At 48.9% G+C, this 13,840-nt stretch carries 12 protein-coding genes; all 12 read left to right on the plus strand.

Going from position 1 to position 13,840, the window contains the following annotated elements; genetic code table 11:
* Position 1 precedes the first annotated feature (1 nt).
* The 12 genes from AEST_RS01255 to AEST_RS01305 all read left to right on the plus strand — a co-directional run bounded on the left by AEST_RS01255 (position 2) and on the right by AEST_RS01305 (position 13,773).
* Positions 2-2,446: a glycoside hydrolase family 31 protein gene (locus tag AEST_RS01255; RefSeq protein ID WP_008606473.1), complete on the plus strand. Its 2,445-nt coding sequence runs from the start codon at positions 2-4 to the stop codon at positions 2,444-2,446.
* 124 nt (positions 2,447-2,570) lie between these two features.
* Positions 2,571-3,554 carry an alpha/beta hydrolase gene (locus AEST_RS01260; protein ID WP_008606475.1) on the plus strand — a complete coding sequence of 328 codons (984 nt, stop codon included), beginning with the start codon at positions 2,571-2,573 and terminating at the stop codon, positions 3,552-3,554.
* Positions 3,554-5,440: a glycoside hydrolase family 13 protein gene (locus AEST_RS01265; protein ID WP_008606477.1), complete on the plus strand. Its 1,887-nt coding sequence runs from the start codon at positions 3,554-3,556 to the stop codon at positions 5,438-5,440. The genes AEST_RS01260 and AEST_RS01265 overlap by 1 nt, the downstream gene beginning before the upstream one ends.
* A gap of 60 nt (positions 5,441-5,500) precedes the next feature.
* Positions 5,501-5,914: an Ntn hydrolase family protein gene (locus AEST_RS01270; protein WP_008606479.1), complete on the plus strand. Its 414-nt coding sequence runs from the start codon at positions 5,501-5,503 to the stop codon at positions 5,912-5,914.
* A gap of 90 nt (positions 5,915-6,004) precedes the next feature.
* Positions 6,005-7,501: an MFS transporter gene (locus AEST_RS01275; RefSeq protein ID WP_008606481.1), complete on the plus strand. Its 1,497-nt coding sequence runs from the start codon at positions 6,005-6,007 to the stop codon at positions 7,499-7,501.
* A 3-nt stretch (positions 7,502-7,504) separates the two neighbouring features.
* Positions 7,505-9,214: an alpha-amylase family glycosyl hydrolase gene (locus AEST_RS01280; protein WP_008606483.1), complete on the plus strand. Its 1,710-nt coding sequence runs from the start codon at positions 7,505-7,507 to the stop codon at positions 9,212-9,214.
* Between the two features lie 307 nt (positions 9,215-9,521).
* Complete coding sequence (locus AEST_RS01285; protein WP_039924811.1) at positions 9,522-10,037, plus strand: hypothetical protein; 516 nt, start codon at positions 9,522-9,524, stop codon at positions 10,035-10,037.
* 209 nt (positions 10,038-10,246) lie between these two features.
* Positions 10,247-11,131, plus strand: a complete 885-nt coding sequence (locus AEST_RS01290; protein ID WP_008606489.1) for a hypothetical protein — start codon at positions 10,247-10,249, stop codon at positions 11,129-11,131.
* A 217-nt stretch (positions 11,132-11,348) separates the two neighbouring features.
* Entirely contained in the window at positions 11,349-11,963 is a 615-nt protein-coding gene (locus AEST_RS01295) for a hypothetical protein (protein ID WP_156803859.1), read from the plus strand.
* 288 nt (positions 11,964-12,251) lie between these two features.
* Complete coding sequence (locus AEST_RS16905; RefSeq protein ID WP_274517111.1) at positions 12,252-12,599, plus strand: RHS repeat-associated core domain-containing protein; 348 nt, start codon at positions 12,252-12,254, stop codon at positions 12,597-12,599.
* On the plus strand, positions 12,533-13,243 hold the full coding sequence (locus AEST_RS01300) for a hypothetical protein (RefSeq protein WP_039924812.1): 711 nt from the start codon (positions 12,533-12,535) through the stop codon (positions 13,241-13,243). Before AEST_RS16905 ends, AEST_RS01300 begins: the two co-directional genes overlap by 67 nt.
* Positions 13,243-13,773: a hypothetical protein gene (locus AEST_RS01305; protein ID WP_039924813.1), complete on the plus strand. Its 531-nt coding sequence runs from the start codon at positions 13,243-13,245 to the stop codon at positions 13,771-13,773. The genes AEST_RS01300 and AEST_RS01305 overlap by 1 nt, the downstream gene beginning before the upstream one ends.
* Positions 13,774-13,840: the final 67 nt, after the last annotated feature.

Below are 13,840 nucleotides of genomic sequence, written 5' to 3' on the forward strand. Positions count from 1 at the left end.
TATGCAGCCTGTTATAATGCGGATCGCTGGCCTGCTGTTATTGCTGGGGCTGCTGTTTAACAGCAGTCAGGCCGTCGAACATTATCAAAGTCACCGCCAAACCGCGCAGGGCCTGATCCTGACCACGGATCAGGGTGAAGTGAGCATCGCCTTTTACAACGCCCACAGTGTCGCTGTCTGGTATCAGCGAAGCGCTGTGCTGCAACAAGACTCCTTGTTGATCGGCACAGCACCACAGCCGGTAGCCTTGCAATTGGCGCTTGATGAGCAACAACTGACCTTGCAAAGTGATGCCTTGCAACTGGTGATCAACAAAAGCCCGTTAAGTATTGCCTTTTACCGCGATGGCGAGCTGTTAACCCGGGATCAGGCCGGCCTGATTCAGGCGGATGGTCAGCTTGGTTTTGATTTTAGTCTTGCCGAGCAGGAAAAACTGGCCGGTGCCGGGCAGCGAGTGCTGGGTATGGATCGCCGCGGTCATAAGTTACCGCTCTATAACAAGGCGCATTATGGTTACAGTACCGAGTCGAGCCAGATGTACTTTAGTCTGGCCGGTATTTTATCCGATAAAAACTATCTGTTGCTGTTTGATAATGGCGCCACTGGTGAGCTGGATCTGGGCCATAGCCAGGCAGATCAGTTACGTTTCCGTGCCCAGGGCGGTCGCAGCAGCTATCTGCTGGTCGCTGCCGATACGACACCTGAGCTGATCCAGCAGTATCTGGCGGTCAGTGGCAAACCGCCATTACCCGCGCGCTGGACCTTAGGCAACTATGCCTCGCGCTTTGGTTATCGCACCGAGGCAGAGGCGCGGGCGGTGGTGCAAAAATTCCGCGATCTTAAGCTGCCACTAGATGCCATTGTGATCGATCTGTACTGGTTCGGGCCGGATATTCAGGGCCATATGGGTAATCTGGACTGGGATCGTGAAGCATTCCCAAATCCAGAGCAAATGCTGGCCGATTTTGCTGCCGATGGTGTTAAAACGATCCTGGTGACGGAGCCCTTTATTCTGACAACCTCCAAGCGCTGGGATGAAGCGGTCGCGGCGAGTGCTATTGCGCCGGGGCCGGATGGTCAGCCAAAGACCTTCGATTTTTACTTTGGTAATACCGGCCTGGTTGATGTGTTTAATCCCAAAGCCGCCGATTGGTTCTGGCAGCGTTACCATGAGTTACTGACGCAAGGTGTTGGTGGTATTTGGGGCGATCTGGGCGAGCCTGAAGTGCACCCGGCCGATACCTATCATTATCTGCCGGGCATTGGCTTACAGCCTGCCGATGCAGTGCATAATGCCTATGGCCATCGCTGGGCTGAGTTGGTGCATCAGGGCTATCGCCGTGATTTCCCGGCACAGCGGCCCTTTATAATGATGCGCGCCGGCAGCTTAGGTTCGCAGCGCTTTGGTATGGTGCCCTGGACCGGTGATGTCGATCGTAGCTGGGGCGGGCTAAAGCCTCAGGTCGAACTGGCGCTGCAAATGGGCCTGTTTGGCTTTGGCTGGATCCACTCTGACTTAGGTGGTTTTGCCGGTGGCGAAGTCTTTGATCCTGAGCTGTATATCCGCTGGCTGCAATATGGCGTATTTCAGCCGGTGTACCGGCCACATGCTCAGGAGCATATTGCCCCTGAACCGGTATTCCATAGCCAGGAAGTGATTAACACCCTGCGCCCCTGGCTGGAGCTACGCTACCGCCTGCTGCCATATAACTATACGCTGGCCTATCAGCATAGCCAAAGCGGGATACCGCTGATGCGACCGTTGTTTTTCCTGGATGAGCAAAACCCGGCGCTACGCGATGAAGCCAACAGCTATTTATGGGGCGATGCCTTTTTAGTGGCGCCGGTGACTGAGCCGGGCGTAACAAGCTGGCCGGTAAATCTGCCACAAGGTGTCTGGTTTGATTTCTTTAGCGGCGAGCGGCTGGAAGGTGGTCAGGTGCTGCAGCGTCCGGTGACGATCGACACCATTCCGGTGCTGGTAAAAGCCGGTAGCTTTATTCCGATGACCGACAGCTTGCAACGCACCGCGGATTATCAGGGCAAGGCGTTAACACTGCACTATTACGCCGATCAGAGTGTCGCTGCCAGCCAGTACAGCCTGTTTGAAGATGATGGCGTAACGCCGGATTCGGTTGCCAAGGGCCAGTATGAGCTACTGCATTTCGCGGCCAGGACGGAAGACAACAGGCTAACGCTGAACTTTAGCCGCGAAGGCGGGGAGTATCAGGGCAAGCCGGCCAGCCGCGATTTCACATTGGTGCTGCATAATCAGCGTGGCAAGGCGCGCAAAATCTATCTGGATGGCCGTTATATCCCGATTGTTGCCCAGCCGCAGCGTTTTGCCCGCGGTGAAAATATCGCCTGGTATGACAAAGCGAATAAGCAATTGCATATTAAGTTGCCGCTTAAGGCTGCAACTAAACAATTACAGCTTCACTATTAAACGTCGAAGCTAAACCCAAACGCCAAAGCTGACAGTTTTAAATGCTGTCATGTTTGGCGGGGGCATAGTACCGGAGACATAGTACCGGAGACATAGTACCGGAGACATAGTACCGGAGGCAAAGATGACGGCGCTTAGAAAATATTGGCGGCGGGGATGGCTAAGTGGTTTATTTTGCGGGTTAATGTTAAGTAGTACTGTGTTGGCAGCAGACGATAATACAGCAACTTTGCCAGGCGTTACGGTTGGCCAACTTGTCAGGTTGCCGCAGATCGCCTCAGTCTATGTGCACAGTCGCCCGATCGATGTCTGGTTACCGGAAGGTTACAGCAGTTCACAGCGCTATGCGGTGCTCTATATGCACGATGGTCAGATGTTATTTGATGCCCGTACTACCTGGAATGGCCAAAGCTGGCAGGTAGCCGAAACGGCGCAGCAATTACAGCAACAGGGGCAGGTGCGGCCCTTTATTGTGGTGGGCATTCACAATATTGGTGCGGCGCGGCACAGCGAGTATTTTCCGCAGCAGCCCTTTTTAAGTTTACCGGAAGCGGTGCAGCAACAGCTGTATCAACTGGAGCGCGCGCCCGGTGTGCCGTTATTTGCCGGCGCCGTTTACAGCGATAACTATCTGCGCTTTTTAGTAACAGAACTAAAACCCTATATCGATCAGCATTTTGCTACTGATCCGGCACGCGAAGCGACCTTTATTATGGGCTCCAGTATGGGTGGCCTGATTTCCTGGTATGCGCAAAGCCGCTATCCGCAGGTATTTGGCGGTGCCGCTGCCTTATCCACTCACTGGCCCGGCACCTTTAGCGTGGAGAATAACCCGATCCCGCAGGCCTTTCTAAGCTATCTGGAGCAACAGCTCCCCGCTGCCGGCCAGCATAAGTGGTACTTTGATTATGGTGACCAAACGTTGGATGCGCTCTATCCACCGTTACAGCAGGAGGTTGATCGCTTATTCCGGCGCAAAGGTTTTAGTGCGCCCTTGTGGCACAGCGAGCTGTTTGCCGGTACCGATCACAGTGAACAGGCCTGGGCGGCCCGGTTAGCAACACCACTGCGCTTTTTACTGGCTAAGCCAACGCAGGAGCAAAACTAATGCGTAATTTTTTGCAATTAAAGTTATTTGGCTTATTAGCTATCTATGGTCTGAGTTTTGGTTTGCAGGCGGCTAGTGAATACGCGTCTAGGGTACAGCGGGTTGAGCCACTGAACTGGTGGGTTGGTATGCAGCATCCGACTGTTGAGCTGATGCTGTACGGGGATAAGTTAGCGGAGTTAACACCTAAGCTCAGCTATCCCGGGGTTAGCATCAGCGCGGTACATCGTACCGATAACCCGAATTATCTGTTTGTTGAGCTGACACTGTCTGCTGATGCGGCGGCGGGCACCTTGCCACTGCAGCTTTGTCGCGGCGCAAAAGCCGTACAGCAAGTTGATTACCCGTTATTGGCACGAAATGAAGGTTCAGCACAGCGCCAAGGCTTCTCGCCAGCCGATGCGATTTATCTGATTACGCCGGATCGCTTTGTAAATGGCGACCCCAGTAACGACAGCGTACCCGGGATGCTGGAGCAGGCGAACCGGCAGGATGATAACGGCCGTCATGGCGGCGATCTGGCCGGGATGCAGCAAGCGCTGCCGTATTTGCAGCAGCTGGGCGTGACCGCGGTTTGGCCAACGCCGCTAACCGAAAATAATCAACCGGCTTATTCCTATCACGGCTATTCCGCCACCGACTTTTACCGGGTGGATCCCCGCTTTGGCAGCAATGCGCAGTTCCGTGATTTTGTTGCGACCGCCAATCAGCTTGGTATTAAAGTGATTCAAGATATTATCGTTAATCATATTGGCAGTAATCACTGGTGGCTACCGGACTTACCGGCTAAAGACTGGCTGAACTTCCCGAGCGGCGATGGTAATGGCAACTTTGTGCCAACCAATCATAACCGCAGCACCATTCAGGACCCCTATGCGGCCGATATTGATCGCGAGCTATTTACCGATGGCTGGTTTGTCGACACCATGCCGGACTTAAATCAGCGTAACCCCAGATTAGCGACCTATCTTATTCAGAATAGTATCTGGTGGGTGGAATACGCCGGGCTGTCGGGTATTCGGGAAGATACCTATTCTTATGCCGATAAAGCCTTTTTAAGCGAGTGGGGCCGCCGCATTATGCAGGAATATCCTCAGTTTAATATTGTCGGTGAAGAGTGGAGCCCGAATCCGCTTATCGTCTCGTACTGGCAGGCCGGCAAGCAGAATAAAGATGGCTATGTTTCGCATACTCCGGCGATGCTCGACTTTCCGCTGTATGACGCCCTGCTAAAATCACTGGCAGAGCCAGAGAGCTGGAATAGCGGCTGGATCCGGCTGTATGAAATGCTGAGCAATGACCATGTCTATGCCAACCCCTTTAATTTAGTGATCTTTGAGGGTAACCATGACACTGCACGCTTATTTTCAGTGCTGGGCGAAGATCAAGACTTGTTCCGGATGGCGCTGAGCTATCTCTTTACCATGCGCGGTATTCCACAGCTGTTTTATGGCACTGAGCTGGCGCTGACCAGCCCGCCACAGCGCGATGATGGCAAGGTACGGGCCGATTTTCCCGGCGGTTGGGCGGGCGATAAAGTCAATGCCTTTACCGGCGCGGGGTTAACGGATACCCAGCTTATGGCGCAGCAACTGGTCAGCCGGCTGCTAAACTGGCGTAAAACCGCCAGCGCGATCCATCAGGGTAAACTACTGCACTTTGCCCCGGATCGCGGCACCTATACCTATTTCCGCTATAACGAGCAACAAACTGTGATGGTGGTGATGAATAAGCAACCGCATCCGGTAACACTGGAGCTGGCACGTTTTAGGCAGGTGCTGCCAGCCAAGGCGCAAGCCACAGAGGTGCTAACTGGTGCAAAATTGCAGCTGCAACAACAGCTAACCGTGCCGGCGCGGGGCGTATTGGTATTAGATATTCGCTAAACTGCGACTGTTCTGCCATAGTTAGCAGTGAATTTTTCATTGTTTAACAGGGACTTTCCAATGCGAATTAAAAAACTGCTTGCTGTGACCTGCTTGGCCGCGCTACTGCCATTGGCAGTAAGTGATGCCTGTACCCGCGCTGTCTATAAAGGGCCGGAGCAAACCATTATTACCGCCCGCTCGATGGACTGGAAAGATGAAATTCCGGCGAATCTTTGGTTATTCCCGCGCGGTATCGATCGCCGGGGCGAGGTCGGTCCCAACTCGGTACGCTGGCCCGCCAAATATGGCAGTGTATTGGCCAGTGTCTTTAGCGTGATTCGCAATGCCTTGGTGCCCTTTGGTATTTCCTCCGAAGCCGAACCCAATATTCCCTCGACCCGCTGGCGCAGTCTAAACCGGCGCAGCCGTTTGTGTTTGCCGGTCTGTAAAACCTATCAATCGCGGTGCCTTCGCGGCGTTGCGCCTTGCTGAATACGTATTCATCTTGTTCTTGCCGCTAAATGCAGGTATCAAACAGCCTGACAGGTAAATAATTATAAAACCGCAACAGAGACCATCATTATGCAAACCAAACCAAACCTTGGCTTTTGGCAGATTTGGAATATGTGCTTTGGGTTTTTTGGCATTCAGTTTGGCTTTGCCCTGCAAAATGGCAACGTCAGCCGGATCTTCCAAACCCTGGGCGCCGACATGGAGCAAATTCCGATCCTGTGGATCGCCGCCCCGCTAACCGGCTTACTGGTTCAGCCGATCATTGGCCACTTTAGTGATAAAACCTGGACTAAGCTGGGCCGGCGCCGGCCGTTCTTTTTATACGGCGCTTTAGCCACTACCGCTGCGCTGGTGATAATGCCAAACTCGCCGACCTTGTGGATCGCCGCCGGTATGCTGTGGATTTTAGACGCCGCCATTAACGTGACGATGGAGCCGTTTCGCGCCTTTGTTGGTGATAACCTGAATAAACAGCAGCGGCCAACCGGCTTTGCCATGCAATCCTTTTTTATCGGTGTCGGTGCCGTGGTCGCGTCTGCCTTACCCTGGATTATGACCAACTGGTTTGGTGTCGCCAATACGGCTGCCGAAGGCATGATCCCGGATTCGGTGGTGTACTCTTTCTACGCCGGTGGTGTGGTACTGTTTTTAGCGGTGGGCTGGACCATCATCTCCAGTAAGGAATATAGCCCGGAGCAACTGGCTGCCTTTGATGCCGCTGAGCAGGCAGAACATCCCTGTGCGCCTATGGCAACCCCGGCTCAGGATTACTGGCGCAGTGGCGCTGCAGCCGTAGTGATTGGCGTGGCAGCCTTTGCTGCGGTGGCATTCTGGCAGCTGGATAAGCAACTGTATTTACTTGGCGCTTTAGTTGCCGCCTTTGGTTTACTGCAATGGGCGGCCAGCTGGTTTAAGCAACAGCAAAACCGCAATATGCTGGTGCAGCTGACCGATGATTTATTTACCATGCCGAAAACCATGCGCCAACTGGCCGTGGTGCAGTTTTTTTCCTGGTTTCCGTTATTCGCGATGTGGATCTACACCACCGCCGCCGTTACCAGCTACCACTATGGCACCACCGATACGACCTCGGTAGCCTATAACAATGGCGCTGACTGGGTTGGGGTATTGTTTGCGGTGTATAACGGTTTCGCCGCCATTGCTGCGTTGCTGATCCCGCTACTGGTTAAAGCCACCAGTACGCAAAAAGCGCACTGTATTAACCTGTTATTCGGCGCCCTGGGTTTATTCTCCTTCTTCCTGATTAAAGATCCGGCGCTGCTGTGGTTACCGATGATTGCCATTGGTATTGCCTGGGCCTCGATTTTGTCACTGCCTTATGCGCTGCTATCTAACTGTTTACCCGCCCATAAAATGGGGGTGTATATGGGGATGTTTAATATCTTTATCGTGTTACCGCAGCTGCTGGCGGCAGCTATTCTGGGCAGCCTGGTGGGCTATCTGTTCCAGGGGCAGGCGATTTATGCGCTGGCGATTGGTGGCGTAAGTTATGTAATAGCGGCACTTTATGTGTTGCGGGTAAAAATCGAAACAGTAAAGGGATAAACCATGTTAAGAACCTCATTAACCGCGCTGACGCTGGCGCTGGCACTTAGTGCTTGCAAGCCGGCGCCACAGCAAACTGAAACTGTTGCCGCACCGCTGGCGGCGAGCGCAGCAGCTGAGCCTGGCCCCTGGTGGCAAGATGCGGTGTTTTATCAGATTTGGCCGCGTAGCTTTTACGATACTAGCGGCGATGGCCATGGCGATTTTAATGGTATGACCGCCAAGCTACCGTATTTACAGGAGCTGGGTATTAACGCCATCTGGTTAACGCCGATGTTTGAAGCGCCCTCCTATCATGGTTATGACTTTACTGAGTTTTATCAGGTGGAGCGTGACTACGGCAGCATGGCAGAATTTGAAGCCTTTATTCAGGCGGCCGATGCCAAAGGCATTAAGGTGATTCTGGATTTAGTGATTAACCATATCTCGCGTGAACACGAGTGGTTTCAAAAGTCAGCCGAAGGCATCGCGCCCTATAAAGATTATTTTGTCTGGCGCAAGGACTTACCAGCCAAAGGCGAAGGCTGGGGCCACGCCTGGGCTGATAATGATCAGCCGGACGCAGTTTGGCACTTTGATGAGCGGCGCGGTGAGTATTATTACGCTGCCTTTGGTGCGACCCAACCGGATCTGAATTTAGAACACCCGGATGTGGTGGCCGAAATGAAGAAGATGGCGAAATTCTGGCTGGACAAGGGTGTGGCCGGTTTCCGCTTAGATGCGGTGCGCTTTGTGATGGAAAGTGGCCCGGATGGTCAGGCCGATTTGCCGGCGACCATTGATTATTGGCGCGATTTTAATGCCTTTGTCAAAAGCGTGAACCCGGAAGCTTATTTAGTTGGCGAAGCCTGGGTAGATATCCCAATTGCCGCCAAATATTGGGGCAACGGTGAGGGGCTGGATCAGGGCTTTGACTTTGAAGTGGGTTATAAAATTATTGGTCAGCTGCAGCAAAATGCCGGCAATGCCGCGCAGTTTGGTACTATTAGCGGTACGCAAAGTGGCGAATTACACCCGCTACAGGAAAACCTGCAACGCCGTCTGGACTCGTCCGCGCCACTGGCATTCTTCACGCCATTTTTAACTAACCATGATCAGGACCGCGTTGCTTTTCAGTTAAGCGGTGATCGTGCGACGGTACTGCAAAAATCCAAACTGGCCGCGGCCATGCTGTTTAGCTCGCCCGGTACTAAGTATCTTTACTACGGTGAAGAGATTGGCTTAACGCAGGCACAAAGTGGCCATGATGTATACAAACGCGCACCGATGCTGTGGAACACTGAGGCCCAGGCTGGCTTTACCGCAGCGCCGCTCAGCTGGGTAGAGCAAAAAGAACAGTTTACCGTGCAGTTTGCCGATTGGTGGCCGGGCTTTTTACAGCAGCAGTTAAGCGCCGGTGGTAATACCGTAGCAGAGCAGCAAGCCCAGCCAGATTCACTGTGGCGCCTGTATCAGTTCTTAATCGCGCAGAAAAAGCAGCGGCCCGAGCTAAAACTGGCAGGCAGCTATCAGGTGACAGAGCCTGCCGCCGGCCTGCTGCAAATCGACCGCGAGCTAAATGGCAGCCATACCCGCTTCGTACTGAACCTAAGCGAGCAGCCGTTAGATATCAGTGCCTCTCTGGAAAGCAAGCTCAATGCCAGCTGGGGCTTTGATCTTAATGCCAGTCAGCTGGCCCCCTATGGTTTAGTGGTGCTGCAAAGCCACAACTAATTATCCTGTTGCAGAAAAACCCACACGGCAATGCTGCCCTGTGGGTTTTTTATTGCTGTGTAGACGTATCGACTCATCAGAGTGCTCAGGTCAGCTAAGGTCGTCTCGAAAAATTCACTTCAGATTATGTTTTGGCGCTAATATCAGTAAAGGTTCCATTACATAAGCATTATCAATATGCTAATAAAATGCCTTGTTTGTTCGTTATGTCTAGCTTAACCTTTCTGATCCGTAGCGAAACCAACCTGTTTGACCATAATGCAATTAAAAATCATCATGTTAACTTAATTAGATCAGGTGAGCGTTAATGAAATTATTATTAATATTTCTTTTGGTCTGTATGCCCATGCTTTATGCAACAGAAGTGACTTACCCTAATCGCCATACTTTTAGCAATGTTGAATCGTCCCCCAGTATTTTTGCGGGAAAAGTCATAGATATGGTAGGTGTGTTAAGTATTAACGGTGAAGAGGCCTACTTATGCGAGTCGGTAGACGCATGTTTATCCTGGAGCCCAAATCGTTTCAAGCTTGACTGGCGTAAATTGAATGAAGTTACTGGTGGGGGGATGTCTGGGTATGATATGTGTCACGTACTGGTTATTGGAAACTACATTCCAAGTGAGAAACATGACAAAAGCTATTACATTGGGTCGATAGGTACGACTAATCTGCAAATTTCTTTGTCGATATCAAGACTGGATTATCAGAAATTAAATCCTAATTGTGCAGTTTGGAATGATTTTATAAAGAATCGACCTGGTGATGAAGGGCGTAAGCAGCTTGAAGACATGATTATCAGAATGAAATATAGAACACGATAGCAAGTTTTCTGGTCAGTAAGATACGCATTGTTCGCTATAATAACCAGAAATTAGACATAGGAATTTTAGTATGGAGCTTTTCGCTAAATTTTTGAAAATATAACAGCGAAAATAAAGAAGAAAAAATATGGGTTAGTATCGAGAAAGTAAAGTTTCAGGAAAAGTAGATATTTAAATTTTAAGAATGAGAAACCGGACGGGCCAACAAAATGCAGCTTGTAATACTTTTCATCACAAGCCTTCTAGGCGATGCAAATTTTGCAATGAACCATGTTCCAGCGAACTACATCAGTTATTGCCAGCAATTTATCACTGAAACTACAGGGAGGCCGCTTCCCGCTGAGGTCGATACCGCAGTAGTGCAAAAACTAAAATTAACATCTTCAGTTGCTTTTACCAGAGGAACTTTAGGTGAGGTTGGGAAGATAAGGGATAACTACAAGCAGTTTTTTGTTTGCAGTGTAGTTAATGATACAGGTGAAGTTATCAGTCTGTATGAAACAAAAGTGAAATTGCATTACGAGAAAGAAACGCCTTTACATAGTGAGTATTCAAAAAACTATGTAGATAATGACGATGCTTTCTTTGATCTATTCCTCTTTTTCCGCCATGGTGATGATTTCCTTTTTCAAGAAAAGGCTCGCTATAATAATACGCAACTCTACAAGTATTTCAGCAAGCTAGAAGATGCTTGGTATGGTGATGTTATATTAAATGACGCAGAAGACGCTATCCTTAAGCGCCTAGTTGGAACCTGGTATTTTGTGAACGATGATATTTCAAATGATTGTTATCAATCAATAGGGATTAGCAAACATAAAAATTTTACCATAGGTAATGAATGTGATGAAGTCCCGAGCGATCGTACAGCTCTTCACGAAGAAGAATTGGTTCGTGAAGCCGGTAAATATGATCTTGATGATGGAGTTCTTATACTGAGTCGGGACAGAATTTATAGAGACAGCTTCTTAACCCCATTCGAAAAAACAGTAGCTTATAGAATCATCCTAACCGATAACGCAAGTAAACTCATCTTGATAGATGAAAATAATAATAGACTGGTCTTTTCAAAGTTCTCAGATAGCAAAGATTAAATGAGTTTTGATCTTTAGATTGAAATTGAACTGCCTTGGGTGTAACGCTACAGGCTTATAGTTATTACGGCTACGCGAAAATGGTCGTCGGGGCGATTAGGGCATAGAGAGCGGGGTTTGCAACATCAACCAAATGCTAAAGGTGATGATGTTGGCAGTATAATGTCATATTCTCGCAATAGAGCAATATTGAGTTCGGATAACCAGAGGTTATATTATGGGTGTTTTTATACGGTGCGTGATTTGCACTGGTGATTTTTTAATGTTTTTTTTCGTTTCAGCCGCATTTTGTATTGCTGATGATGAATATCCACAAGAAGTTGAAGGGCTCGTTTATAACTACGAAAGAAAAGAAGGTGATAAGTATTACTTTAAAAGGGCTAAGTATAAATTAATAAGTGAGTTGGAAGGAAGATGCATATTTGGCATTGTTGATGAGGTGAGCGTGCCTTCATTTGTTTATGAAGGTGAGCAAGATTACATTGTTGAAGAGTTCTATGCGGTGACCAAAAAAAGAGATGGTCGTTGTGAATTTGATAATGATGTATTTAGAAATGAAAGTTTGATTTTTTTTAGAATGAATCTTGATGAGTTTTTGGCGGTGGAGCCAGAGTTTTTTTCATTCTTGAGCAGTAGTGATTTGAGAAATTATATCCTATCAGAGCTGGGTTATTCCGCATACTCTGCTTTCTCTATTGCTAAGGTTGGCGATTTTGATTTTAGGGTCAATTTATCCATCGGTGGTTCGGTGTATAATATGAGTGTTCTGTTCGCTAATGAAAATTTTAAAATTTTAAAAGTTAATAAAGAGTTTGAAAATCTTAACTATTAGGGAGAAAGCAACGAGGCTGGGCTTTTTGGGTAGTACTCATTCACTTCTCGAAGCCTTCGGCGGCAGATCCCGAAAGGGAAATGTACTACACCCATGTTATAACAAATAACAATGGCGTTTCCGAGCAGGTAATGAGCTTTGATGTGTTTGGTGCGCGGCGGGATGCCCAAAGCTGGGCGCTAAAGCATACTGAAGCCAGCTCTGGTTTACTGTCCCGCGCGCTCACCTTGCGCTGGGCACCTCGCTTTTGCAATCCTGCAATGCTCCTCGCCACCGCCCTTGCCTTCCGTGGCAAGGGCGTTCGCTGGGGGGAAGATACGCAATCTTCCCCCGTTTCCAGCTCACTATACCGGCCATGAACAAATCGACGATGTCGGTCTGGTGCATATGGGTGGCCGGGTATACGACCCGATATTAGGGCGTTTTTTACAAGCCGACCCCTTTGTGCAGCAGCCAAACAATACACCGAATTTAAACCGCTATAGTTATGTACTAAATAACCCGCTCAATGCGACAGACCCTTCTGGTTATTTTTTCCAGATGTTGGCGATGTGGGCGGCGGCACGGCAATGGCAAACTTTGCCGGAGGGATGGCAAAGGGCTATGCTAAGAGTATGTTATTTAACGGCGCAATGAAGGGCTTGTCGCATTTACAAAATAGAGCGAGTACCAATGGGCCTGATTCGGCAAAGGCGGTCGATAATACGCAGGGTAGTAATAGTGCTGATGGGCATACAGCATCAGGCGAGTCTGGACACTACCTTGGGGACACAGATAGAGCTGCTCTAGCAAAGAGTATGGATACATTAAATCAGCAACTGATTAAGAGAATGGAATCCGGTCTTTTTAAATCACATAAAGAGGCTGCTGAATGGTTGCATGATAATGGTTTCGTTTTGACTGAACAGTCTGGTGCAGAAATCTATGCAAGGATTTTTGAGCGCGCAGATGGATTTGCAGTTGGAACGGTCATAACAAGTTACCATACTAGTAGAATCGATGTTGTTGATATGAGTCGTTCTGTTTCCTCTGGCCGCTTAGTTGCAGATTGGCATACCCATCCGGCGGTTGGAGCAGCGAACTTTTCGCAGCAAGATTATCAAACTAGATTGGATCGATACGTCAGCTTCAAAGACTATTGGAATCCATCATCCGGTTTACGGCATTATGATGGTTTTAAAGCGTGGAGTACGTTAGGTTATAATCCATCACCAGCGCTGCCCGATATGACACTTGATCATGGCGACAAATTTTCATCTTGTATAAAAGGCGGTTGTTAATGAAACTTATATGCGCACTCTTCATTCTGGCATTGTTTAGTTGGCATAGTATTGCGGGGTTACCTGTAATCTATCCGAATCGAATTACCATTGCTGAGTTACAGCTGTCACCAGAAAAGTATAACGGCAAAAATATTGACGTTATTGGTATATTGAGTGTGCATGAAGATGAGGTATTTCTTTGCGAGTCAATGGATGTTTGTCTGTCTTGGAGCCCATTTAGACTGCAAATTGATTTAGCCTCGATAAAAAAGTCAACACTGGGAAGTTATCAAACCTACGACACTTGCCCAGTTATTATCATAGCCGAGTTTTTTAATGAGCCTTCCCATCAATCTTATGCAATAGGTCAGCTTAGATCAGATTTGATGCAAGTTGAATTATCTATATCGCGTGTCGATTACCAGAGTTTTAATCCAAACTGCAAGGCATGGAACGATTTCATAGAAGGTTTTTCAGTAAGATATGGTGATAAAAAACACGAGAATATTAAGCGATCTATTGAGGGAATGCGAACACGAACGAGATGAGTATCTTGGTTTTGGTTAAGGAGTCATAACGGCCGTTGACGGGAGCTTAAACAATCCAATCCGAAAT

This window comes from Alishewanella aestuarii B11, assembly GCF_000280055.1.
Taxonomy (GTDB): Bacteria; Pseudomonadota; Gammaproteobacteria; order Enterobacterales; family Alteromonadaceae; genus Alishewanella; species Alishewanella aestuarii.